Origin of the sequence: Protaetiibacter intestinalis, assembly GCF_003627075.1 — a bacterium.
Lineage (GTDB): Bacteria > Actinomycetota > Actinomycetes > Actinomycetales > Microbacteriaceae > Homoserinibacter > Homoserinibacter intestinalis.
On sequence record NZ_CP032630.1, the window covers coordinates 823,077 to 847,457 of the forward strand.

The window sequence follows — 24,381 nt, forward strand, 5'->3', positions numbered from 1 at the left end:
CGAGCCTGACGGCTCACTCCCACTCGATGGTTCCCGGGGGCTTCGACGTGACGTCGAGCACGACGCGGTTGACGCCCGCGACCTCGTTCGTGATGCGGTTCGAGACGCGCGCGAGCCACTCGTAGGGAAGGCGCGTCCAGTCGGCGGTCATCGCATCCTCCGAGGAGACCGGCCGCAGCACGATCGGGTGGCCGTAGGTGCGGCCGTCGCCCTGCACGCCGACCGAGCGCACATCCGCGAGCAGCACGACGGGGCACTGCCAGATCTCGCCGTCGAGGCCGGCCGCGGTCAGCTCGGTACGCACGATCAGGTCGGCCGCGCGCAACGTCTCGAGACGCTCCTCGGTGACCTCGCCCACGATCCGGATGCCGAGGCCCGGCCCCGGGAACGGGTGCCGCGCCACGATCGCCTCCGGCAGGCCGAGCTCGCGGCCGATCGCGCGCACCTCGTCCTTGAAGAGGGTGCGCAGCGGTTCGACGAGCTCGAACTGCAGGTCCTCCGGCAGGCCGCCCACGTTGTGGTGCGACTTGATGTTCGCGGTGCCCGAACCGCCGCCCGACTCCACGACATCCGGGTACAGGGTGCCCTGCACGAGGAAGCGGATCGGGTCGCCCTCGGCGGCGAACTCGGCCACGAGCTCCGCCTGCGCGGCCTCGAAGGTGCGGATGAACTCGCGCCCGATGATCTTGCGCTTCTGCTCCGGGTCGGACACCCCCGCGAGCGCCGTGAGGAAGCGCTCGCGCGCGTCCACCGTCACGAGCCGCACGCCCGTCGAGGCGACGTAGTCCTGCTCCACCTGCTCGCGCTCGCCCGCGCGCAGCAGGCCGTGGTCGACGAACACGCACACGAGCTGGTCGCCGACCGCCTTGTGCACGAGCGCCGCCGCGACGGCCGAGTCGACGCCGCCCGAGAGCGCACAGAGCACGCGACCGGAGCCCACCTGCTCGCGGATGCGGTCCACCTGCTCGGCGATGACGTTGCCCGAGTTCCAGTCGGCGGGGATGCCCGCCGCCCGGTGCAGGAAGTTCTCCAGCACGCGCTGCCCGAACGGCGAGTGCTTCACCTCCGGGTGCCACTGCACGCCGTAGAGCTTGCGCTCGTCGTTCGCAAAGGCCGCGACCGGGGTCGAGTCGGATGCCGCGAGCACGTCGAAGCCCTCCGGCGCCTTCACGACCGAGTCGCCGTGGCTCATCCAGGCGGTCTGCTCGATGGGCTGCTCGGCGAGCAGAAGGCCGCCGTCGGTGCCGCCCGCGAGGCGCACCTCGGTGGAGCCGTACTCGCGGGCGCCGGTCTTCGCGACCTCGCCGCCGAGCTGCTGCGCCATCACCTGGAAGCCGTAGCAGATGCCGAGGGTGGGCACCCCGAGCTCGAGGATCCCCTCGTCGAGGTCGGGCGAGCCCTCCTCGTAGACGCTCGACGGCCCGCCCGAGAGCACGATGCCCACCGGGTTCTTCGCGGCGAGCTCCTCGGCCGAGATCGTGTGCGGCACGATCTCGCTGTACACCCCCGCCTCGCGCACGCGGCGCGCGATCAGCTGGGCGTACTGCGCGCCGAAGTCGACGACCAGCACGGGGCGCTGAGCGGTCTCGCTCACGCGCTCACCTCCTCGGCGGCGGGCGCCGCATCCGTGGGCTCGGGCCCGGTGGTGGCCCGGATGCGCGCCGCGATGTACGGCGGCACCTGGAACTCGAAGTAGAACGACAGGAACGGCACGACGCCGCCGAGCGCGATGAACAGGAACCGGCCGAAGGAGAACCGCGCGAGGCGCCACAGCACGAAGTCGCACGCGAGGTACAGCACGTAGAGCCAGCCGTGCACGATGAGGATCACGGTCGACAGGTTGATGCCGGTGATCTGCTCCTTCGGCGTGAGCGCGAGGAAGCCGTACGGACCGCCGAGCTCGATGTCGACGAGGAAGCCCCAGCGGAACACCATCATCACCACGAGCAGCAGCAGGAAGACACCCGTGATCAGCGCGGAGACGCGGTAGACCTTGAGCGCGATCCGCAGTCGGGGCACGTCGACGGGGCGGGGACCGGAGGGCATGCACCTAGCTTAAGGCGCGGCGGCCGTGCGCTCCTCCTCCTCCTTCTCCCACACGTCGCGCACGACGCGGTACCAGAGGTAGACGGCGAAGCCGGCGAAGATCACCCACTCGGCGGCGTAGAAGACGTTGAGCCAGTTGAGGCTCACGTCGCGGAACGGCGGCGGCTGATGGATGGCGTCGAGGCCCGGGGTGGGTTCGGCCAGCACGACGTAGCCCGCGAACACCGGGCCGGGTTCCGCCCACAGGTTGAGCAGCTCGCCGATCGACAGCGCCCGCTGCTCGCCCGCCTCGACGTCGTTCACCTCGGGCGACTCCGTCGGCAGGTAGCGGCCGGCCACCGTGAACGGCTGGTCCGTGGGTACATCCGCCTCCGCCGCGCGCGCGGCATCCGCATCCGGCGCCCAGCCGAGGCCGACCGCGAGAGAGGCGCCGTCGTCGGTGACGAGGTGGCCGACGAGCCAGGCGCCCTGCACGCCGTCGTTCTCGCGGCCGGTGAGCACGACGAAGTCGCCCGCCACGAGGTGACCGGATACCGTGACCCGCTGGCCGATGGAGGCGTCGGTCATCGGCCGCTGCGGCTCGGCGACCGTCTCGAGCGGCACCGGGGTCTCGGTGTCGATCTCGGGGGCCGCCGCGTTCTCGACGCTGCGCTGCAGCTGCCACTGGCCGAGGGCCGCGAACCCGGACGCCACGGCGAGCGCGAGCACGAGCGCCGCGATCCAGCGGGGTCGCCGGGCCACGGAGAAGAACTGGGCCGCCGTGGGGCGCGGCGAACGGTCGGTGTCGTCGGTCATGTCAGTATTCGGGGTCGACCTCGCGCTCGCGACGCTCGTCCTCGAGGAGGCGGTCGGACTGGCTGCGGGCCTGGGCGGCGAGGCGCGCCTCGCGCTCGAGCGCGGAGGCGACATCCGGCGCGGTGTCCTCGAGCGCCGGCTCGGGCTCGACGGGCACGGGTTCCGGCTCGGCCTCCGCCTCGGTCGGCAGCTCGCCCGCCATCGCCGCCTCGGCGAGCGCGAGCGCGCGGTCCCGCTCGAGGTCGAGCTCGTGCGGCACCTCGACGGCCTTCCGCCGACGCCGGAACAGCGCGCCGATGCGCTCCGAGTTGACGGCGAACACCGGTCCGACGATCGCCATGACGAGCACGTAGAGACCCGCGAACGGCGTGAGCCGCGCGTCGAGCCCGCCCGCGGCCGCGAGCGTCGCGAGGATGAGGGCGAACTCGCCGCGGTTCACGAGGATGACGGCCGTGTTGAGACCCGCCTGCGGCCCGAATCCGTTCAGCCAGGCGACGAACTGCCCCGCGCCGATGTTGAGCACGATCGTCATGAGGATCGCCCCGGCGACCGGCAGCAGCACCTCGCCGAAGGTCGAGGGGTCGAGCGCGAGCCCGAAGTTGAGGAAGAAGAACGCGCCGAAGACGTCGCGCAGCGGCGTCGCGAAGGCCTCGATGCGCGCCCGGAACCGGGTCGCACCGAGGGCGAGGCCGATGAGGAACGCGCCGATCGCATCCGTCACCCCGAGCAGCTCGCCGATGCCGCCGAAGGCGACCGCGAGGGCGAAGATCAGGATGGTGAAGAGCTCGTCGTCCTTCGTCTGCACGAGCCGCGACACGATCCGCCCGCCCCAGCGCGCGACCGTGAACATCACGACGAGGAAGGCGAACGCGATCGCGAGCTTCAGCACGACCGCCCAGAAGTCGGTCTCGCCCGAGATGACGACCGAGACGATCGCCAGGTAGATCGCGATGAAGATGTCCTCGACGACCGTGACGCCGAGGATCATGGGCGTCTCGGGGTTGGCGAGGCGCCGCAGCTCGATGAGCAGCTTCGTGACGATCGCGCTCGAGGAGGTGGCCGTCATCCCCGCGATGACGAGCGCCTCACGCGTACCCCAGCCGACCATGAATCCGAACGCGAAGCCGACGCCCATGTTGATGAGCACATAGCTGCCGCCCGAGAGCAGCAGCTTGCCCGCATTGCCGAAGAACTCGTCCTGGTCGAACTCGAGGCCCAGGTTGAACAGCAGGAACAGCAGCCCGAAGATCGCGATCAGCTCGACGTAGCTCGACTCGATGTGCAGCGGGAACAGGTGGAAGTGCGGGCTCGCGAGCAGCCCGACGAGCATGTAGATCGGGATCGACGGCAGCCCGATGAGCTTCCCGAGCCGGCCCAGCGCATACGCGATGAGGAACAGGATTCCGAGGACGAGGAGTTCTTCACCGAGGTGCATGGCTCAGCCCCCGGGCGGCGCGTCGCCCGAGCGCGGCTTGAACTCGCCCGTGCGGTAGAAGTTGAACGCCTTCGCGACCTTCTCGGGGGCGCCCGCGACGACGAGGGTGTCGCCGGGGAACACCCGGAAGTCGGAGTCGGGGCCGGGGTTCGCGGAGTCGCCGCGCACGACGGCGACGACGGTCACACCGGGCAGGCCCCGCTCGGTCATCGAGCCGAGCGGCTGCCCGGCGATGTGGTGGTCGTAGTCGACGTGGAACCAGTCGATCGAGAGCCCGGGGATCTGGTCGAGGCCGCTGAGCGACTCGGTGATCCGGGTGCCGCCGAGCAGCTCGGCGAGGGTGTGGGCCTCGTCCTCGTCGAGGCGCAGCGAGACCTTGCGGCCGTCGCCGTCCTCGGCATCCGCGAAGGAGATGAGGTCGGATGCGCCGGAGCGGTGCGTGATGACGCCCACCTTGCCGCCGTCATCCGTGACGAAGGTGTGCAGCACCCCCACCCCGGGGAGTTTGACCCGTCGCACGTCGACCATGGCAGCTCCTCACTCGCGGTTCCCCTCCACCCTATCGGGGCGGATTCGTGGCGCGCCTGGAGCCGCGACCCCGCGGCGGGGCCGCTCAGACCTCGCGGGCCTCGAGCCGTACGCGCTCGGCGGATGCGTCATCCGGTTCGAGCTGGCTCGCGCGCTCGGCGGCGACCCGCTCGAGGTAGCGCTCGACCTCGTAGCCGATGCGCTCCTCGTCCCAGCCCAGCACCCCCGCCATGAGGCGCGCCGCGACGGGTGCCGCCGAGACGCCGCGGTCCCATGCCTCGATCGACATCCGGGTGCGCCGGGCGAGCACGTCGTCCAAGTGCAGGGCGCCCTCGTGGCTCGCCGCGTACACGGCCTCCGCCGCGAGGTAGTCCTCCGAGCCGGGCAGCAGGGCGCCGAGCTCAGGGTCCTCGCGGATGAGGGCGAGCACCTCCCGCGCGTGCGTGCCGTAGCGGTTCAGCAGGTGGCCGACAGCGCCCGCGGTGAGGCCGTACTTCCGCGCGATGCGTCCGCGGCGGTTCCACGCGGCCCGGTAGCCCTCGGCGCCGGTGAGGCCGATGTCCTCCGTGACCGAGGCGGGGGTCGGGCGGTCCAGCCCGCGCGCCACGGCATCCACGGTGTCCTTCGCCATGACGCGGTAGGTGGTGAGCTTGCCGCCCGCCACGACCGTGAAACCGGGCACCGGGGTGGCGACGATGTGCTCGCGGCTGAGCTTGCTGGTCTCCTCGCTCTCGCCCGCCAGCAGCGGCCGCAGCCCCGCGAAGACCCCCTCGACGTCGTCGCGGGTGAGCGGGGTCGCGAGCACGGTGTTGATGTGCTCGAGGAGGTAGTCGATGTCGGCGGCCGTCGCGGCGGGGTGGGCGAGACCCTGGTGCCAGTCGGTGTCGGTCGTGCCGATGAGCCAATGCCTGCCCCACGGGATGAGGAACAGCACGCTCTTCTCGGTGCGCAGCAGCAGGCCGATCGTGCCGCGGATGCGGTCGCGCGGCACCACGAGGTGCACGCCCTTCGAGGCACGCACGCGGAAGGGACGCACGCCCGCCATCTCCTGCAGCTGGTCGGTCCACACGCCGGTGGCCGAGACCACCTGGCGGGCACGGATCTCGAACCGTTCCCCCGTCTCGCGGTCGAGCGCCTCGACCCCGACGACGCGGGCACCCTCGCGCAGCAGGCCCTCGACCTTCACCCGGCTCGCCGCGTGGGCGCCGTACTCGGACGCCGTGCGCACGAGGCTCGCGACGTAGCGGGCGTCATCCACCTGCGCGTCGTAATAGACCAGCCCGCCGCGGAAGGCATCCGGATGCAGATCGGGCGCCGCCTTCGCGAGCTGCCGCTTGGTGAGGTGGCGGTGGTGCGGCACCCCGGGCTCGCGGCCGCCCGTCCACGAGAACAGGTCGTAGAGCGTCATGCCGGCGCCGATGTAGGCGCGCTCGACGAGCGGCGTGGTCACCGGGTAGAGGAACTTGACGGGCCTCACGAGGTGCGGGGCGATGCGCTGCAGCAGCAGACCACGCTCGATGAGCGCCTCGCGCACGAGCCGGAAGTCGAGCTGCTCGAGGTAGCGGATGCCGCCGTGCACGAGCTTGGAGCTGCGGGAACTGGTGCCCGAACCCCAGTCGCGCGCCTCGACGATGCCGGTGCTGAGTCCGCGCGTGACGGCATCCAGCGCGGTGCCCGCGCCCACGATGCCGCCGCCCACGACGAGCACGTCGAGTTCCCTCGTGCGGAGCGCCTCCAGCGCCGCCGCACGCCCCACCGGTCCGAGCCCGCCCACGCCTCCACCCTACGTCGGTGCGCATCCGCCGCACAGTGCGGCGGCGCCTCACACCGCCAGTTCAGCGCCTGCGGCGGTGGCAACCGCACTCACGGCGGGAGCAACCTCCGCACCGGGCGGCAACCCGCTCGTGCGGCGGGAGCAATTGCCCCCGCCGCGGCGCAAGATCACCGCCCGCGCGTCGCAGCATCCGGGCGGATGCTGGGTCCACCGCTCGGTGCGACTCAGCTCTGCAGGTACGGCGCGACGACCACCTCGACGCGCTGGAACTCCTTGAGATCGGAGTAGCCGGTGGTGGCCATCGAGCGACGCAGCGCCCCGATCAGGTTCACCTGACCGTCGGGGTGCGAGCTCGGCCCGAACAGCACTCGCTCGAGCGGCGCGATCGTGCCCACCTGCACGCGGTTGCCGCGCGGCAGCTCCGGGTGGTGCGCCTCCGCACCCCAGTGCCAGCCGCCGCCCGGCGCCTCCGCGGCGCGGGCCAGCGTCGAGCCGAGCATCACGGCATCCGCACCCATCGAGATCGCCTTCACGATGTCGCCGCTCGTGCCGAGACCGCCGTCGGCGATCACGTGCACGTAGCGCCCGCCCGACTCATCGAGGTAGTCGCGGCGCGCGCCCGCGACATCCGCCACCGCGGTCGCCATGGGGGCGTGGATGCCGAGGCTCGTGCGGGTGGTGGATGCGGCACCGCCGCCGAAGCCGACGAGCACGCCCGCGGCACCCGTGCGCATGAGGTGCAGGGCCGCCGTGTAGGTGGCGGCGCCTCCGACGATGACGGGAACGTCGAGTTCGTAGATGAACTTCTTGAGGTTGAGCGGCTCGTCGTTCTTGCTGACGTGCTCGGCGCTCACGGTGGTGCCGCGGATCACGAACAGGTCGACGCCCGCATCGACCACGGTCTTGTAGTGCTCCTGGGTGCGCTGCGGGCTGAGCGCGCCGGCGACCGGCACGCCGGCGGCGCGGATCTCGGCGAGGCGCTCCTTGATGAGCTCGGGCTTCACCGGCTCGGCGTACAGCTCCTGCATGCGGGCGGTCGCCGCCTCGGCGGGGAGGCCGCGGATCTCGCCGAGCACGGCATCCGGGTCGTCGTAGCGCGTCCACACGCCCTCCAAGTCGAGCACGCCGAGGCCGCCGAGCTTGCCGATCGCGATGGCCGTGGCGGGGCTCACGACCGAGTCCATCGGGGCCGCGAGCACGGGGATGTCGAAGGTGAACGCGTCGATGGTCCAGCTGACGCTGACGTCCTTCGGGTCACGCGTGCGCCGGCTCGGCACGATCGCGATGTCGTCGAAGGCGTACGCGCGGCGGGCGCGCTTGGCCCGGCCGATCTCGATGTCGCTCACCGCTCCACCCTACCGGCGCCCCGCTCCCGCGCCGCCAGTCGTGGCGACGGGAACCACCCACCCGCCGGGGGTACTCACCGCATCGGGCGGCAACACGTGAGAGCGGCGGGAGCAATTACCCCCGCCGCACTGCACTATCGCCGCCCGCGCGGGATTCCGGCGGTATCCAGCTTCGTCACCAGAGCAACGGGGTTCGTGAGATCGGACCAGTAGACGCGGATGACGTGGTAGCCGCGGCGGCGCAGTTCGTCCTCCCGCAGCTTCTCCGCGAGCACGACGCGCGCCGGATCGCCAGCGTTCATCGAGGGGTCCAGATACTTGCCGAAGCCGTCGATCTCGGCGATCACCAGGTAGGCGGGCCAGGCGAAATCCACGAAGTAGGAGCCCGTCGCATGCGGGAACTCGAGCTGCAGCACGGGCACCTCGTAGCCGAGCACGTACATGAGCGCCCGGGCGTAGGACTCCGCGTACGAGTCGGACATCGGCGAGGCGAACGCGATCGCCCGCTCCACGAACCGGCGGCGCAGCGTCGTCGGCAGCTTCTTCAGCTCGGCGGCGAGCTCCTCACGCGTGACCCGATTCGGATTGCGACGCCACAGCGCCCAGTCGAGGGTTCCGACCGCCGTCGTGAAGTCTCCGGCCGACCGGGCCACGTCGATCGCCGTGCGTGCGACGCCCGTCACGAGGTGCCCGTCGACCCGCCGCACGAACGCCGACGACGCGGCCGCCGTGATCCGCCGCACCCCCGGCTCCGACCGCCCTCCACCCTTCCACTCGTCGAGGAAGGACACCTCCTCCGGATAGCTGTGCTGCCACATCTCCCAGATCGCCGCGGCGGTGGCGCCGGCGAAGGGCAGCTCTCGCCGAGCTGCCCGCGACGCGGCGACCGCGCGGAGCAGGTGCCGCTCGCGAGGGCCAGCCGAGTCCCACCGCCGAACCGGCACGTACGAGCCCCGCCGCAGCTTGACGAGTTCTCCGCGTTCGACGGCGCGGGTGAGTTCCCGCACGTCACTGCCGACGCGGAGGTAGTCGGATGTGCTGATCAGACCGCTCGGGTCGGCCAAGGGTGCGAGTTCCATGGTGTGCAGGATCCCCGCCCGCGCGGTGCGGTGCGGCGGCATCCACGCGATCCGGGGACGCTCTGCCTCATCCAAGGCCTGGGGAGGAGTGGTGCGGATGCCGGACGGGAAGACGCATCCGCAGAGCGCAGGCGGAGTTGGGTGCGGGCGGCGGGAGTAGTTGCTCCCGCCGGTGCATGGTTGGACCACCCGCGCCTGCACGTTCCCCCGCCGCAACCGCGCGCTGCCTGACGCCGGGGCGCGGGATGCGACGACTGCACACGAGGCGCGGGCGGAGTCCAGCTAGGTCGGCGGGAGCAACTGCCCCCGCCGCGGAGGCAGTTCACCGCCCGGTACTGCAGGAACTCCCGCCGAAGGTGCGGTTACTCCCGCCGCAGGTGCGACCGGGCGCGACCGGCAGGAATGCGACCGGCAGGGGCGCAACAACCCGGGTCAGCGGGAGTAGTTGGGGGCCTCGACGACCATCTGGATGTCGTGGGGGTGCGACTCCTTGAGGCCCGCGGGCGTGATGCGCACGAACTTGCCGCGCTGCTTGAGCTCGTCGATGGTGCGGGCGCCCACGTAGAACATCGACTGGCGCAGGCCCCCGACGAGCTGGTAGACGGCCGCGCTCAGCGAGCCGCGGTAGGCGACCCGGCCCTCGATGCCCTCAGGGATGAGCTGCGCATCCGAGGGCACGTCGGCCTGGAAGTAACGGTCGCGCGAGTAGGAGGTCTTCTTGCCGCGGTCCGAGAGCGCACCGAGCGAACCCATGCCGCGGTAGTTCTTGAACTGCTTGCCGCCCACGTACACGAGGTCGCCGGGCGACTCGTCGGTGCCCGCGAGCAGCGAGCCCAGCATGACCGTGTCCGCACCCGCCACGAGCGCCTTCGCGATGTCGCCCGAGTACTGCAGACCGCCGTCGGCGATCACCGGGATGCCGTGCTCGCGCGCCGCGAGGGACGCCTCGTAGACGGCGGTCACCTGGGGCACGCCGACGCCCGCGACGACGCGCGTGGTGCAGATCGAGCCGGGGCCCACGCCCACCTTCACGGCATCCGCACCCGCGTCGACGAGCGCCTGGGCGCCGGAGCGGGTGGCGACGTTGCCGCCGATGACGTCGATGTGCGCGAAGGCCGCGTCGGCCTTGAGGCGGCGGATGATGTCGAGCACCCCCGCCGAGTCGCCGTTGGCGGTGTCGACGACGATGAGGTCGACGCCCGCATCGCGCAGCGCCCCGGCGCGGTCCCACGCGTCGCCGAAGAAGCCGATCGCGGCGCCGACGCGGAGGCGGCCCTCCTCGTCCTTGGTGGCGTTCGGGTACTTCTCCGACTTGTCGAAGTCCTTGACGGTGATGAGGCCGCGCAGGCGACCCGCGCCGTCGACGAGCGGCAGCTTCTCGATCTTGTGCTGCGCGAAGATCGCGACCGCGTCATCCGGGTCGATGCCCTCGGGTGCGGTGATGAGCGGCGCCTTCGTCATGACGTCGCGCACGAGCGTCGTGCCCGCCTCGAACGGCGAGACGAAGCGCATGTCGCGGTTGGTGATGATGCCGACGAGCGTGCCGTCGCCCTCGACGACCGGCAGGCCCGACACCCGGAACTGCCCGCACAGCGCGTCGACCTCGGCGACCGTGGCGTCGGGCGTGGTCGTCACGGGGTTCGTGATCATGCCCGACTCGGACCGCTTCACCTTGTCGACGTGGGTCGCCTGGTCGTCGATCGAGAGGTTGCGGTGCAGGATGCCGATGCCGCCCTGGCGGGCCATCGCGATCGCCATGCGCGACTCGGTCACGGTGTCCATGGCGCTCGACACGAGCGGCGCGTTGACGCGGATGCGGCGCGTCAGACGGGAGGAGGTGTCGGCTTCGCTCGGGATGACGTCGGTGTGTCCCGGCAGCAGCATGACGTCGTCGTAGGTGAGTCCGACGAATCCGAACGGATCGGGCTGGTCCATGGTGTCCTCTGGGGTCGCGATGAGGTGAACCCGGCTGCTGCGTCGAAGACCGGTAGTACATCTTAACGGCTTCCCGCCCATAACATTCCGGGCACCCGGACGCGGGCGGGTTGGACGGACGCCCATGACGCGCCCATACTGTTCGAACGCGATGCTGCGTTCGAAACACGAAGGCAACATGGCGGAAGTAACGTCAAGGTCGACGAAGCGCCTGCAGCCTCGTCGTTCCCGAGGTCTTGGAGGTTCCGTGGCCCACGCTCGAACAGCGCACGTCCCACGGCTGGGTCGTCGGCTCGCCGCGATCCTGTTGCTCGGCGCCACCGCATTCGCTGCGCTCATGCTCTCGGCCGGCCCCGCGTCGGCGAGCGTCTCCGCCGAGCCGCCCGACACCCCCGGCGCCGACCAGGAGGCCACCGACTTCTACTTCGGGGGCGTGATCACGTTCGACGACAAGCCCGTCCCGAACGTGCGCGTGCTCGTCACGGGGAACGGCTTCGAGGCCGAGACGCTGACCGGTGCCGACGGCCGCTGGCGCCTGTACGTTCCGGAGAAGGCCACCTACACGCTGACGGTCGACGAGTCGACGCTGCCCGAGGGCGTCATCGTGGACGGCGACTCCGCCTCGCAGGAGGTCGAGTTCGGGCTCACCGGTTCGAAGATCGTGAACCTCTTCCTCGGCGAGGGCGAACGCGTGACGCAGTCGTTCCTCGACCAGCTGCTCGTGCGGCTCGTGAACGGCCTCAACTTCGGCCTGCTGCTCGCCCTGGCCGCGATGGGCGCCGCGCTCATCTACGGCACGACGGGCCTGTCGAACTTCGCCCACGGCGAGATGGTCACCTGGGGTGCACTCGTCACCTTCGCCGTCTCGTCGCTCTGGACGATGCCGCTGTGGCTCGCCGTGATCGCGGCCCTGCTCGCCGGCGGTCTGCTCGGACTCGCACTCGACGCGGCGCTCTGGCGACCGTTGCGAAGGCGCGGACTCGGCGTGGTGCAGCTGATGATCGTGAGCATCGGTCTCTCGCTGGCGCTGCGCTACAGCTTCCAGTACCTGATGGGCGGCGCCACCCAGCAACTGCCGGGGGCGAGCCCCGCGCCCATCCAGCTCGGCCCGATCCAGCTGTCGTACATCGACATGATCAGCATGGGGGTGAGCATCGTCGTCATCCTCGGCGTGGCCTACTTCCTGCTCGGCACGCGCGTCGGCAAGGCCACCCGCGCGATCTCCGACAACCCGCAGCTGGCCGCCGCCTCCGGCATCAACGTCGACCGGGTGATCCGGATCGTGTGGGTGCTCGCGGGCATCCTCGCGGCGCTGTCGGGCGTGCTGTGGGCCTACTTCCGCCCCGGGGTGCGCTGGGACATGGGTACCCAGATGCTGCTCCTGGTGTTCGCCGCGATCACGCTCGGCGGCCTCGGCACCGCGTTCGGCGCGCTCATCGGCTCGATCATCGTCGGGATCGTCGTCGAGACCTCGACGTTGTGGATCCCGTCCGACCTCAAGTTCGCGGGCGCCCTCGTCGTCCTGATCATCATCCTGCTCGTGAGACCGCAAGGCCTCCTCGGACGGAAAGAGAGGCTGGGCTAGCCATGGACTGGGGAGCGATTCTCGGAAACACGCTGGGCTACCTGCTGAGCCCGGTCACCATCGCGTACGCGCTCGCGGCGACGGGCCTCGCGGTGCACTTCGGCTATGCCGGCCTGCTCAACTTCGGCATGGCGGGGTTCATGGCCCTCGGCGGATACGGCTACGCCATCTCGGTGCTGAGCTTCGGACTGCCCTGGTGGGGCGGCATGCTGGTGGGCCTCGCCCTGGCGGCGCTGTTCGCCATCATCCTGGGTGTGCCGACGCTGCGCCTCCGCGCCGACTATCTCGCGATCGTCACGATCGCGGCCGCCGAGATCGTGCGCCTGCTGTTCACGACGCAGCTCTTCGACGAGTGGACCAACTCGGCCGACGGCCTGGGCGGCTACCACGAGGGCTTCCGCGGCGCGAACCCGTTCCCCGAGGGCACCTACGGCTTCGGGCCGTGGGAGTGGAACCAGGACGGCCTGTGGGTGCGCGTCTTCGGCCTGATCCTGCTGGCGGCCGCGATCCTCCTCGTCTGGGCCCTCATGCGCAGCCCGTGGGGCCGGGTGCTCAAGGGCATCCGCGAGGACGAGGATGCGGTGCGCGCCCTCGGCAAGAACGTCTTCGCCTACAAGATGCAGGCGCTCGTGGTGGGCGGTGTGATCGGCGCGGCGGGCGGCATCGTCTACGTGCTGCCCTCGGCGGTGGTGCCGTCGAGCTACACGACGTCGCTCACCTTCTTCCTCTGGACGATCCTGCTGCTCGGCGGGGCGGCCACCATCTTCGGCCCCTCGCTCGGCGCGGTGCTGTTCTGGATGGTCATGGCGCTGCTCGGCAACCTGCTGCCCGAGCTCGCCCAGGCCGGCATCCTGCCGATGACCGACATCCAGGCGGGCACCCTGCGCTACATCCTGGTGGGAGTCGCGCTCATGCTCATCGTGATCTTCCGGCCCCAGGGCATCCTCGGCGACAAGAGGGAGATGACCTTTGTCAAGTGAATCGGAGACCCCGGCACCCGCTCCCGCCACGAAGCCGGTGAAGACCGTCGGCCTGGCGGTCGGCGAGCCCGCCCCGGGCGTCAAGAAGAACGATCCGATCCTCGTGGTCGATCACGTGACGCGACGCTTCGGTGGCCTCGTCGCCGTCGACGTCGAACACCTCGAGATCCCGCGGAACGCCATCACGGCGCTCATCGGCCCGAACGGCGCCGGCAAGACCACGCTGTTCAACCTGCTGTGCGGTTTCGACAAGCCCAACACCGGCACGTGGTCGTACGACGGCAAGAGCCTCGCCGGGATCCCCGCCTTCAAGGTGGCCCGGATGGGTCAGGTGCGCACCTTCCAGCTGACCAAGGCGTTGTCGCTGCTGACGGTGCTCGAGAACATGAAGCTGGGCGCCCCCAAGCAGCGAGGCGAGCGCTTCTGGTCGAGCTTCTTCCCGGCGTTGTGGCGCCCGCAGGAGAAGGCGAACGAGGCCAAGGCGCGCGAGCTGCTGACCCGCTTCAAGCTCGACGCCAAGGAGAAGGACTTCGCCGCATCCCTGTCCGGCGGCCAGCGCAAGCTGCTCGAGATGGCGCGCGCCCTCATGAGCGACCCCAACCTCGTGATGCTCGACGAGCCGATGGCCGGCGTGAACCCCGCCCTCACGCAGTCGCTGCTCGATCACATCCTGGGTCTCAAGGAGGACGGCATGACCGTGCTCTTCGTGGAGCACGACATGCACATGGTGCGTCACATCGCCGACTGGGTGGTCGTGATGGCGGAGGGCAAGGTCGTCGCGGAGGGCCCGCCCGACACCGTCATGCAGGATCAGGCGGTCATCGACGCCTACCTCGGCAGCCACCAGGACGTCGACCTCGGCGTCGTCACCGGCCGGATCGCGGGCGAGCTCGACGCGGAGGCCCGGGAGCTGCTCGAGGAGATCCGCGAGGACGAGGCGCAGGCACTCGCCGAGGCCGAGGAGGAGAACAAGTGAGCGACACCGCAGCCGCGCCGGCACCGTCGACCGCCGCCGGCACCGACGTGGTGGTGCAGGTCACGGACCTCGTGGCCGGCTACCTGCCGGGAGTCAACATCCTCAACGGCACCAATCTCGTCGCCCGCCAGGGCGAGCTCATCGGCATCATCGGGCCGAACGGCGCCGGAAAGTCGACGCTGCTGAAGGCGATCTTCGGTCTCGTGAAGGTGCGGGGCGGCGACATCACCGTGAACGGCGAGAGCATCGTGGGCCTCAAGGCCGACCGCCTCGTGCAACGCGGGGTCGCCTTCGTGCCGCAGACCAACAACGTGTTCCCCTCGCTCTCGATCGAGGAGAACCTGCAGATGGGGCTGTACCAGAACCCGCGGATCTACGCCGAGCGCCTCGAGTTCGTGACCGGCATCTTCGCCGAACTCGGGAAGCGCCTCAAGCAGCGTGCCGGGTCGCTCTCGGGCGGCGAGCGTCAGATGGTCGCGATGTCGCGGGCGCTCATGATGGACCCGTCCGTGCTGCTGCTCGACGAGCCCTCCGCGGGCCTCTCGCCGGTGCGCCAGGATGATGCCTTCATCCGCGTCTCCGACATCAACAAGGCGGGCGTCACGACGATCATGGTCGAGCAGAACGCCCGCCGCTGCCTGCAGATCTGCGACCGCGGCTACGTGCTCGACCAGGGTCGCGACGCCTACGAGGGCACCGGGCGTGAGCTGTTGCACGACCCGAAGGTGATCGGCCTGTACCTGGGGACGCTCGCCGACGGCTGATCCCGACGACCCGGAAGGCCGCTCGTGCACGATGCACGGGCCGCCTTCTTCGTGCACTCGCACGACGCGGAGATGCCGAAGGCCCCGGATCGCTCCGGGGCCTTCGGGTCGATCGAGACGATCAGTTGATGCGGGTGTGCATGTTGTCGTCGCCGAACTGGAAGATGCCGATCGTGGCCTCGGTCGGGTCACCGTTCTCGTCGAAGGTGATGGGGCCCGAGTAGCCGTCGTAGTCCGCGGTGCCACCACCGAGGATGATGTCGGCGCAGGCCGCGAACGAAGTGCACTTCTCTCCGTCGCCGGTGCCGCCCGAGACCTCGCGCAGCTTGCCGGCGATGTCCGCCGCGTCGGTCGAGCCCGAGGCGAGCGCCGCGAGAGCGAGGAGCACCGTGGCGTCGTAGGACTCGGCCGCGTAGGAGAAGTCGGTCAGGTCGGAGTTGCCGTCCGCCGTCCAGGCCGCGTTGAGACGCTCCTGGAAGTCGTCCGACAGCACCGGTCCGGGCGTCGTGCCCTTCGCGCCGGCGAGGTTCACCGAGACCTGGTCACCCCACTGCTTCAGGTTGCCGTCCACCAGGTAGAAGTTGGAGGCGTCCTGGCCCGCGTTCACGAGGAGCGGGGCGATGGTGGCGAACTGGTCGAAGGTGATGAGCACGATCGCGTCGGGGTTGGCCGCCGCGATGGTGGCGACCTGCGCGTCGAACGAAGCGTCACCGTCGTTGTAGGAGGCGTCCGCCACGACGGTGCCGCCGGTGCTCTCGAAGACCTCCTTGACGACGCCGAAGAGGCCGGTGCCGTAGGCGTCGTTCTGGTAGATGATGCCGATGTTCTTGTGGCCATCCTCGGCGATCAGGTTGCCGAGGACCTCGCCCTGGAGCAGGTCGCTCGGAGCCGTGCGCCAGTAGAGGCCGTCGTCGTCCCAGGTGGTGAAGTCGGGCGAGGTGTTGGCGGGCGAGAAGGTGATGATGCCGGCCGACACGTTGCTGTCGAGGAAGAGCTTGGTGACACCGGAGGCCGCCGCACCGATCATGGCCGAGACGCCGGCGCTCTGGAGCTTCGGGACGGTGGTCTCGAACGCCTTGTTGTCGGCGTCGCCGGAGTCGCCCGGGGTGAGGTCGATCTTGATCGACTTGGCCGCCTCGTTGATCTCGTTGACCGCGAGCAGCACACCGGCTTCCTCGGGCGGGCCGAGGAAGGCGAGGCTGCCCGTCTGCGGCAGAACCGTACCGATCTTCAGCGTGAGGTCTTCAGCCGGCGTGGTCCCGCCGTCTCCCTCGGGCGTCGAGGCACAGCCGCTCAGGGCGAGGGCAGTGGCGCTGACGAGCGCGGCCCCGCTGAGGATTGCCTTCGACTTCCGAGAGCGAGTGGCCGCGGTGGCCCGGGAAAATGCACCCATGATGCTCCTTGGAGTGTGAAATGCGCGCGCGTCAGGTACGCCGCGTGAGAGTCACGGTACGTGCCACCCGATGCGTTCACAATACGAAGGTGTTACAGGGGTGTAACGCGATGAAATCGTTACAACCGGGACGCGTCCGGGCTCAGCCGCTGACGGTCCCCGTGCGGCCGTACTTGTTCTCCGCGTTGTAGGCGTAGAGCCCGTAGCTCGCGTATGTCGGGTCGCCCGCGTCGTCGAGGCGCAGCGCCCCCACGATGCCCTCGTAGGCGATGTCGGGCTCCGTCGACAGTACGTCGATGCACTCGCCGAAGCTCGTGCAGCGGATGCCGTCGCGCGTCGCCTGCACGACCCGCGACGCGATCGACGGGCCGCCGTCGTCGCCCGCGAGCGTCGCCGCGAGCGCCGCGATCATGGTCGCGTCGTAGGCCTCGGCCGCGTAGCGCGGGTCGGTGAGCCCCGGATCCTCGACCTTGAGCTTCGCGATGAAGGCGTCGTCCGGCTGCACCCCCTCGAGCACGCCGTTCGCGCCGTTCAGCAGCCCGGCGGGCAGCGACTGCGAGTAGTCGGCGAGGTTCTGGCTCGTGAGCCACAGCTTCGCGCCCCCGTAGCCCGCGGCGCTCAGCGCCGTGATGAGGGCCCGCGTGAGCTCGCCGTTGTCGGGCGTCGCGAGCACGACGGCGTCGGGCTTGGCCTTCGTGACCTTGGCCACCGCAGCGGTCACGGCGGAGGCCGAGCCCGCCTCGGCCGCGACGGCCAGCTCGCCGCCGTTGTCGGCGAGCGCGGCCTCGAGCGGCGCCTGGATGGTGGCCGAGAGCTCGTCCCCGCTCGTCACGAGCGCCACCGCATCCGCGCCCTTCTCGGGCAGCAGCGCGCCGAGCAGCGTTCCCTGGTGCGGGTAGGAGGGGATGGTGCGCGAGAACAGGCCCGCCGTGTCGGCGGTCGTGAGGCTCGGGTAGGTGGCGGCCGGCGAGATGAACGGGATGCCCGCCTCCTCGGCCTTCGGCAGCAGTCGCTCGGCGAGCACCGAGGAGCTCGGGCCGATGACGACGTCGACGCCCTTCTCCACGAACGCGGCGAACGACGCCTCCGCGGTCTCGGTGCTCGCATCCCCCGAGTCCCGCGAGACGATCTCGACGGGGGCGCCGAGCACACCGCCCGCGGCGTTGATCTCGCGGATGGCGGCGTTCACCCCGGCGAGCTGCGCCGAGCCGAGGAAGGCCGTCGCGCCCGTCGTCGGGAAGAGGGTGCCGATGCGCAGCACCCCGTCGCCGCTCGGCGCGACCGTCTCGGTCGGCGTCGGGGTGGGGGTGGGCATGGGGGCGACGGCGGTGCAGCCCGCGAGCAGCACGGATGCGGCGGCCGCGGCGAGCAGGGATGCTCGGCGGGTGCGGGGCGGGAGCGCGCGCGGCATCCGGGGTCCTTCCTGGTCGACGTGTCGCCGTGACCCTACCGCGACGTCAGGCGGTGGGGAGGGAGGCGCGGCGGCCGGACCGCGCCGCGCGCAGCATGTCGACCGTCAGCAGCACGAGGGCGAGCCAGACGAGGCCGAAGCCGATCCAGCGCCCCGTCGGCATGGGCTCGTGCAGCAGCAGCACCCCGGTGAGGAACTGCAGCACGGGCGCGAGGTACTGGGTGAGGCCGAGCGCGACGAGCGGCAGGCGGCGCGCGGCGGCCGCGAACAGCAGCAGCGGGGTGGCCGTGATGACGCCCGTCGCGATCATGAGCGCGGCGTGCACGGGGCCCGCGTTCCCGAAGGTGAGGCCGACGGTCGCGCCCGTCACGAGCAGCTGCACGATCGCGACGGGGGTGAGCCAGGCCGTCTCGAGCGTGAGCCCGCTCACGGCATCCACCTGGGCCCCGACCCGCTTCTTGATGAAGCCGTAGAAGCCGAACGACAGCGCGAGGGCGAGGGCGATCCACGGGAAGGCGCCGTAGCCGACGGCGATCACGACGATCGCGAGCACCGAGATGCCGACGGCGGCCCACTGCAGCGGACGCAGCCGCTCGCGCAGCACCACGACGCCGAGGGCGACCGTGATGATCGGGTTGATGAAGTAGCCGAGCGCGCCCTCGACGACGTGCCCGCCGAGCGTCGCGAGCACGAAGACCTGCCAGTTGACGTAGATGAGCACGCCCGCGAGCGCCATCATCCCGAGCACCCGCCACTGCCGCGAGAGCCCGATGAAGCCGCGCCAACCGCGCGTGAGGGTGAGCAGCAGGGCGCAGAAGCCCAGCGACATCAGGATGCGGAAGGCGACGATCTCCCAGGGGCTCGCGGGGGCCAGCAGCAGGAAGAAGCCGGGGAGGAACCCCCAGAGCCCGTAGGCCGAGATCGCGTAGGCGAGGCCGGCGCCCTGACCTCCGACGCGGGAGGGGGCGGGTGCGGGGCGGGTCACCTCACGAGGCTAGCCGCGCGGAACGTGCCCCGCAGACGCGGAAGGCCCCGATGGCAGAGCCTCGGGGCCTTCCGGCAGGATGTCGTGGTTCAGCGCACGACGACCGCGAGCACGTCGCGGGCCGAGAGCACGAGGAACTCCTCGCCACCGAACTTGACCTCGGTGCCGCCGTACTTGGAGTACAGCACCTTGTCGCCGACGGCGACGTCGAGCGGAACGCGGTTGCCGTTGTCGTCGATGCGACCGGGGCCCACGGCCACGACCTCGCCCTCCTGCGGCTTCTCCTTGGCGGTGTCCGGGATGACCAGACCCGACGCGGTGACCTGCTCTGCCTCGACCTGCTTGATGACGATGCGATCCTCGAGCGGCTTGATGGAGACCGACACGTGTGACCTCTTTCTGAAGACTCAGGTTTGGCACACTCCGTTCGAGAGTGCCAGGACAACTATAGGCCCCCGTTAGCACTCATTCAATCCGACTGCCAGCCGGGATGACTCTGTCAAACGCTGCAGCGGCTCCCCCGGCGCGCCGGTCATCACCGCAGCGGCGGGCCGAGCGCTGCAGCGTTTGACGGATAACGTGAGGGGATGACGCCGGAGGAGCTGCGCGCGCTGCTGTCGCCCGAGGGGCTGCGGCTGCTCGACGAGGTGGGCACGGTCGCGGCGGATGCGGATGTCGTGCGCATCGTCTCGCGGCTGCGGGCCGCCGGCCACTCCCCCGCGCTCGTGGCGGCCGTGCTCACCCAGGCGCGGCTGCGCACCCGGGCGCGCACCAAGTTCGGCGACTTCGCGGAACGGATGCTGTTCACCCCCGACGGCTTGGAGCAGGCCACCCGCCTGCCGGTGGCGGCGCAGCACGCGGGGCGCTTCGCCCGCGCCGGGCTGGCATCCGTCGCCGACCTCGGCTGCGGCATCGGCGCCGACGCGCTCGCCTTCGCGGGGCTCGGGATGCGGGTGGTCGCGGTCGAGCGCGACGAGGTCACCGCCGCGATCGCCGCCTACAACCTCGCCCCGTTCCCGGACGCGCGCGTCGTGCGGGGCGACGCGCTCGCCGAGGAGCCCGCCGACGTGGACGCCCTGTGGTTCGACCCCGCCCGCCGGGCGGGTGGGCGACGCCAGGCGGACCCCGCCGACTGGTCGCCGGCGCTCGACGCCGTGTTCGCGCGCGCGGCCGCGAAGCCCGCGGGCGTCAAGCTCGGCCCCGCGCTCGACCACGCCCTGCTGCCGGAGGGCGGCGAGGCGCAGTGGGTGTCTGTCGACCGGGAGGTCGTCGAGCTCGTGGTCTGGTCGGGCGCGCTCGCCCGCGAGGGGGTCGGCCGCGCCGCGCTGCTGCTCGGCGCCGGAGGGTCGGCCGAGCTCACGGCATCCGGACCCGCCCCCGACGCGGATCCCGGCGAACTCGGCGCGTTCCTGCTCGAACCCGACGGGGCCGTCATCCGCGCGCGGCTCATCGGCGAGCTCGCACGTCGCGTCGACGGCCGGATGCTCGACCCCACGATCGCCTGGGTGACGGCCGACACGGAGCCCGCGACGCCGTTCGGGCAGGCGTTCCGCGTGCGCGAGGAGCTGCCCGTCGACGAGCGTCGGCTGAAGGCCGCGCTGCGCGAGCGGGGCATCGGCACGCTCGAGATCAAGAAGCGCGGGGTCGACGTCGACCCCGCCGCCCTGCGCACGCGGCTGGCGCTGCGGGGCCCGGATGCGGCGACGCTCGTGCTGACCCGCATCGCGGGACGACGCGCGGCGATCCTCGCCGACCGCGTCTGACCCCGCGGATGCAGAAGGGGCGGGATGCCGTGCACCCCGCCCCCCTTGCAGCCGAGAGGACTCAGTTGCTGTAGTACGAGCCATACTGGTTGATCAGCGCGAAGTAGCTGACGATGGCGACGATCGTGATGAGGCCCGCGATCAGGCTGATGCCGATCGCGACGAAACCCGTGATGATGCCGGTGAGCGACATCCACTTCGGCGCGGCGGGCTCGCTCTTCTTCGCCCGGAAGCCCAACACGACGGCGATGATGCCGGGGATGAGGCCGAGGCCGTAGATGAACGAGAACACGACGCCGGCGATGCCGAGCACGAACGAGACGATGCTGAGCGTCTGCTTGACGGGCGTGCCGGGCGCCGCGTAGGTGGGCGCGGCGGCGGGCGCCGCGTACGGGTTGGCGGCGGGCGCGGCCGCCGGGGCGGCGGGGGCCGCCGGCGCGACGGGCGCCACGGGCTCGGCGACGGGCGCCGCGGGAGCGGCCGGGACGACGGGCACCACGGGCTCGGCGACGGGCGCCGCGGGAGCAGTCGGCACCACGGGCTCGGCTGCGGCGGGGGCCGCGGGGACGACGGGCTCGGCCGCGGGGACGACGGGCTCGGCGGGGGCGGCGGCGGGCGTCGGCTCCTCGGGAGTTGCGGGGGTGGCAGTGGGGTCGGTCATGTCCGAACTCCTTCGTAGTGGTGGACTCCGCCCATGCTTCCAGCGCCCCTCGGGCCTGTCAACGCGATCCGTCGGCTCAGTAACCGCTGTAGTCGGAGTAGGAGTTGTAGGTGCTCGAGAACACGATCACGAAGAAGGCGACGTAGATCAGCAGGAAGGCGATCACCGCGTAGCCGACCGCGATCCCCGCGATGGCCATGCCCTTGCCGCCCTCGCCCGTGCGCTTGATGCGGGAGAGGGCGATGTGCCCGAGGATGACGCCCGGGATGCCGAGGATCCAGAACAGCAGACCCACGAGCGAGAGGATCATCGAGGTGAGCGCGAGGGGGTCGGTGCGCGGCGCGTAGGCGTAGGCGACGCCCCCGACGGTGTAGGGCGCCGGTGCGTACGGCGCGGGCGTCGTCGGGACCGGCTGGTAGGCCGGGGCCGCCGGGGCGCTCGCGTAGGCGGGCGCGGGAGCCGGGGCAGGCGGAGCGGCGGCCGGGGCTGCGGCCGCCGGCGGCGGCGCGACGGGCGTGGCCAACGGATCGTGGGCGGGAGCTGCAGCCGGCGCCGTGTACGGGTTCGGCGCGAGGTACGGGTTGGGCGCCACGTAGGGGGCCGGTGCGGTGTAGGCGGGAGGCGGCACGTACTCCCCCGGTTCCGGTTCGGCGGGGGTCGGGGTGGTGGTGTCTGACAAGTGCGTCCCTTCCGTGTCCCGTCATCGTGCCAGCCGCCCCGGACCACGGCAAGCACCCGTCCGGGGCGCCCTCAGACCTGGATGCTCGTCACCGGCAGGGTCGAGTCGGCGCCGAAGCCGAGTTCCGACGGCGGATACCCGGCGGCGATGCGCTGCGCGGCGAGCGCGGCGATCATGGCGCCGTTGTCGGTGCACAGCGCGAGCGGCGGGATCCGCAGCGCGACCCCGGCATCCGCGCAGCGCTCGATCGCGACCTCGCGCAGCCGGCGGTTCGCGATGACGCCCCCGCCGAGCAGCAGCCGCGGCACGCCGAGCTCGACGCAGGCGGCGAGCGCCTTCGTGAGCAGCACGTCGACGACCGCCTCGCGGAAGCTCGCCGCGACATCCGCCACCGGCACCTCCTCGCCGGCGGCACGGGCCGCCTCGACGTGCCGGGCGACGGCCGTCTTGAGGCCGGAGAACGAGAAGTCGTAGCGGTGCCGTTCCTGGTCCTTCGACGCGGTGAGCCCGCGGGGGAAGCGGATGGCGGTGGGGTCTCCGGATGCCGCCACCCGGTCGATCTCGGGTCCGCCCGGATACGGCAGGCCGAGCAGTCGCGCGACCTTGTCGAAGGCCTCGCCGGCGGCGTCGTCGATCGTCTCGCCGAGCAGCTCGACATCCGAGACGAGGTCGCGCACGTAGAGCAGCGAGGTGTGGCCTCCCGAGACGAGCAGCGCGATGGTCGGCAGCTCGAGCTCGCCGTCGCCGACGAGCGGCTCGTGGTTCAGCACATCCGCGCCCACGTGGCCGACGAGGTGGTTGACGGCGTAGAGCGGCTTCTCGAGCGACAGCGCGAGCGCCTTCGCCGCACCGACGCCCACCATGAGCGCCCCCGCGAGACCCGGCCCGCTCGTGACGGCCACGGCATCCAGCTCGGCGAGCTCGACGCCCGCCACCCGCAGCGCCTCGTGGATGGTCGGCTCGAGCGCCTCGAGGTGGGCGCGTGCCGCGATCTCGGGCACGACGCCGCCGTAGCGGGCGTGCTCGTCCATCGAGCTCGCGATGACGTTCGCGAGCAGCTCGGTGCCGCGCACGATGCCGATGCCCGTCTCGTCGCAGCTCGTCTCGATCCCGAGCACCAGTGCGCCGGGAGATTCGTGCGAGTTGGTCGAATCCGCGCCCTCATTCCGACCGAACGGCACGAATCTCGCGCGCATGATGATGGCATCGACGCCGTCGGGTTGGTAGTAGTCGGGGCGGACGGCGATGCGCTCGAAGCCGCGGCTCGCGTAGAGCGCCTCGGCGCCGGGGTTGTCGGCGCGCACCTCGAGGAACACCTCCTCGGCGTCCCTGCCGCGCGCCTCCGCGAGCAGCGCGTCGAGCAGTGCGGCGCCGATGCCGCGGCGGCGCGCGGATGCGGCGACCGCGATGGTCTGGATGTCGCCCTGGCCGCCGCCGCGGGGGGCGAGGAGTCCCGCGTAGCCGAGCACGGCATCCGCCTCGTCGACGGCGACGAGGTAGTGGCCGTGCTCGCCCGCGAGCTCGGCGGCGAGCGTCTCGCGCGACCAGGCATCGGTGGGGAAGATGGCGTGCTCGAGCGCGTCGATCGCGTCGAGGTCGGATGCCGTGGCCGGGCGCAGCGTCCAGCTCACGGGGTCACCGTCTTGGGCGTCGAGAGGGTGACGTCGGGGGCGCGCAGGTAGACGGGTTCGGCGGGGCCGGGTTCGAGCCCCGCGTCGTGGCGCGCGAGGGCGAGCAGCCCGAGCAGGCCCGCGTCGATCGTGGCGGCGTCGATCCGCACGTAACCGGCGACGGCGGTCACCGTCTCGGCCTCCGCGACCGGCACGAGGGCCGGGCCCTCGATCCGCACCGGCAGGCCGTCGGAGCCGGGCGCCGCGTACCGCGACCAGGCGAGCTCTCGGCGGCGCGCATCCGTGACCACGAGCACCCGCTCGGTGCGGCCGTAGGCGACCGCGTCGTGCGAGACGACGGGCAGCACCGGTCGCCCGATGCCGAGCGCGAAGGCCCGCGCCGCGGCGATGCCGACGCGCAGGCCCGTGAAGGGCCCGGGACCCATCCCGACCGCGACCCCCTCGAGCTCGGAGGGCGCGACCCCCGCCTCCGCGAGCGCCTCGGCGATGAAGCCGCCGATCAGCTCGGCGTGCCCGCGGGTGTCGGCGCTCGCGCGCTCGGCGAGGGTGCCCCGCCGCGACACGACGGCGACGCTCGTCCCCGTCGAGGTGTCGATCGCCAGCAGCACCTCCCCA

22 protein-coding genes are annotated in these 24,381 nt (G+C 71.4%); 5 read left to right on the top strand and 17 right to left on the bottom strand.

Features of this window, described 5'->3' with window-relative positions; translation table 11 throughout:
• Positions 1-13 precede the first annotated feature (13 nt).
• The 9 genes from guaA to guaB all read right to left on the bottom strand — a co-directional run bounded on the left by guaA (position 14) and on the right by guaB (position 10,938).
• Positions 14-1,594: a glutamine-hydrolyzing GMP synthase gene (gene guaA, locus D7I47_RS04000; protein ID WP_120761852.1), complete on the bottom strand. Its 1,581-nt coding sequence runs from the start codon at positions 1,592-1,594 to the stop codon at positions 14-16.
• Positions 1,591-2,046 carry a DUF3817 domain-containing protein gene (locus tag D7I47_RS04005; RefSeq protein WP_120761853.1) on the bottom strand — a complete coding sequence of 152 codons (456 nt, stop codon included), beginning with the start codon at positions 2,044-2,046 and terminating at the stop codon, positions 1,591-1,593. Before D7I47_RS04005 ends, guaA begins: the two co-directional genes overlap by 4 nt.
• 9 nt (positions 2,047-2,055) lie before the next feature.
• Entirely contained in the window at positions 2,056-2,841 is a 786-nt protein-coding gene (locus tag D7I47_RS04010) for an SURF1 family protein (protein ID WP_120761854.1), read from the bottom strand.
• Between the two features lies 1 nt (position 2,842).
• A complete protein-coding gene (locus D7I47_RS04015; protein WP_120761855.1) occupies positions 2,843-4,276 on the bottom strand; it encodes a cation:proton antiporter in 1,434 nt (477 codons plus the stop codon).
• Between the two features lie 3 nt (positions 4,277-4,279).
• Positions 4,280-4,804 carry a TrkA C-terminal domain-containing protein gene (locus D7I47_RS04020; protein ID WP_120761856.1) on the bottom strand — a complete coding sequence of 175 codons (525 nt, stop codon included), beginning with the start codon at positions 4,802-4,804 and terminating at the stop codon, positions 4,280-4,282.
• A gap of 85 nt (positions 4,805-4,889) precedes the next feature.
• A complete protein-coding gene (locus D7I47_RS04025; protein ID WP_120761857.1) occupies positions 4,890-6,578 on the bottom strand; it encodes a glycerol-3-phosphate dehydrogenase/oxidase in 1,689 nt (562 codons plus the stop codon).
• A 224-nt stretch (positions 6,579-6,802) separates the two neighbouring features.
• A complete protein-coding gene (locus tag D7I47_RS04030; RefSeq protein WP_120761858.1) occupies positions 6,803-7,924 on the bottom strand; it encodes a GuaB3 family IMP dehydrogenase-related protein in 1,122 nt (373 codons plus the stop codon).
• Positions 7,925-8,058: 134 nt separating this feature from the next.
• Entirely contained in the window at positions 8,059-9,003 is a 945-nt protein-coding gene (locus D7I47_RS04035) for a type IV toxin-antitoxin system AbiEi family antitoxin domain-containing protein (RefSeq protein ID WP_157981625.1), read from the bottom strand.
• Positions 9,004-9,435: 432 nt separating this feature from the next.
• Positions 9,436-10,938, bottom strand: coding sequence for an IMP dehydrogenase (guaB, locus tag D7I47_RS04040; protein ID WP_120761860.1), 1,503 nt, complete (start codon positions 10,936-10,938; stop codon positions 9,436-9,438).
• Positions 10,939-11,275: 337 nt separating this feature from the next.
• On the opposite strand from guaB, the gene D7I47_RS04045 reads away from it, so the two are divergent.
• From D7I47_RS04045 to D7I47_RS04060, 4 genes are read left to right on the top strand one after another with little or no spacing between them, the layout of a single operon-like run.
• Complete coding sequence (locus D7I47_RS04045) at positions 11,276-12,523, top strand: branched-chain amino acid ABC transporter permease (protein WP_120763794.1); 1,248 nt, start codon at positions 11,276-11,278, stop codon at positions 12,521-12,523.
• A 2-nt stretch (positions 12,524-12,525) separates the two neighbouring features.
• Positions 12,526-13,503, top strand: a complete 978-nt coding sequence (locus D7I47_RS04050) for a branched-chain amino acid ABC transporter permease (protein WP_120761861.1) — start codon at positions 12,526-12,528, stop codon at positions 13,501-13,503.
• Positions 13,493-14,479 (top strand): ABC transporter ATP-binding protein, encoded by a 987-nt coding sequence (locus tag D7I47_RS04055; RefSeq protein ID WP_193726457.1) that lies wholly within the window; start codon positions 13,493-13,495, stop codon positions 14,477-14,479. The genes D7I47_RS04050 and D7I47_RS04055 overlap by 11 nt, the downstream gene beginning before the upstream one ends.
• Positions 14,476-15,243 (top strand): ABC transporter ATP-binding protein, encoded by a 768-nt coding sequence (locus D7I47_RS04060; protein WP_120761863.1) that lies wholly within the window; start codon positions 14,476-14,478, stop codon positions 15,241-15,243. Before D7I47_RS04055 ends, D7I47_RS04060 begins: the two co-directional genes overlap by 4 nt.
• Before the next feature lie 121 nt (positions 15,244-15,364).
• On the opposite strand, the gene D7I47_RS04065 is transcribed toward D7I47_RS04060, so the two are convergent.
• From D7I47_RS04065 to groES, 4 genes are all read right to left on the bottom strand, one after another.
• On the bottom strand, positions 15,365-16,636 hold the full coding sequence (locus tag D7I47_RS04065) for an ABC transporter substrate-binding protein (RefSeq protein ID WP_120761864.1): 1,272 nt from the start codon (positions 16,634-16,636) through the stop codon (positions 15,365-15,367).
• A gap of 142 nt (positions 16,637-16,778) precedes the next feature.
• A complete protein-coding gene (locus D7I47_RS04070) occupies positions 16,779-18,047 on the bottom strand; it encodes an ABC transporter substrate-binding protein (RefSeq protein ID WP_120761865.1) in 1,269 nt (422 codons plus the stop codon).
• 46 nt (positions 18,048-18,093) lie between these two features.
• Complete coding sequence (gene rarD, locus D7I47_RS04075) at positions 18,094-19,032, bottom strand: EamA family transporter RarD (protein WP_120761866.1); 939 nt, start codon at positions 19,030-19,032, stop codon at positions 18,094-18,096.
• 89 nt (positions 19,033-19,121) lie between these two features.
• On the bottom strand, positions 19,122-19,418 hold the full coding sequence (gene groES, locus D7I47_RS04080; RefSeq protein ID WP_120761867.1) for a co-chaperone GroES: 297 nt from the start codon (positions 19,416-19,418) through the stop codon (positions 19,122-19,124).
• A 201-nt stretch (positions 19,419-19,619) separates the two neighbouring features.
• On the opposite strand from groES, the gene D7I47_RS04085 reads away from it, so the two are divergent.
• The gene (locus D7I47_RS04085) at positions 19,620-20,795 is read left to right on the top strand and encodes a class I SAM-dependent methyltransferase (protein WP_120761868.1); all 1,176 of its coding nucleotides are present in this window, start codon (positions 19,620-19,622) and stop codon (positions 20,793-20,795) included.
• Between the two features lie 61 nt (positions 20,796-20,856).
• On the opposite strand, the gene D7I47_RS14720 is transcribed toward D7I47_RS04085, so the two are convergent.
• From D7I47_RS14720 to tsaB, 4 genes are all read right to left on the bottom strand, one after another.
• Positions 20,857-21,456: a hypothetical protein gene (locus tag D7I47_RS14720; protein ID WP_157981626.1), complete on the bottom strand. Its 600-nt coding sequence runs from the start codon at positions 21,454-21,456 to the stop codon at positions 20,857-20,859.
• 76 nt (positions 21,457-21,532) lie between these two features.
• Entirely contained in the window at positions 21,533-22,135 is a 603-nt protein-coding gene (locus tag D7I47_RS04095) for a DUF4190 domain-containing protein (RefSeq protein ID WP_227000831.1), read from the bottom strand.
• 71 nt (positions 22,136-22,206) lie between these two features.
• A complete protein-coding gene (gene tsaD, locus D7I47_RS04100) occupies positions 22,207-23,766 on the bottom strand; it encodes a tRNA (adenosine(37)-N6)-threonylcarbamoyltransferase complex transferase subunit TsaD (RefSeq protein ID WP_120761870.1) in 1,560 nt (519 codons plus the stop codon).
• Positions 23,763-24,374 (bottom strand): tRNA (adenosine(37)-N6)-threonylcarbamoyltransferase complex dimerization subunit type 1 TsaB, encoded by a 612-nt coding sequence (gene tsaB, locus D7I47_RS04105; RefSeq protein WP_120761871.1) that lies wholly within the window; start codon positions 24,372-24,374, stop codon positions 23,763-23,765. The genes tsaD and tsaB overlap by 4 nt, the downstream gene beginning before the upstream one ends.
• Between the last annotated feature and the right edge of the window lie 7 nt (positions 24,375-24,381).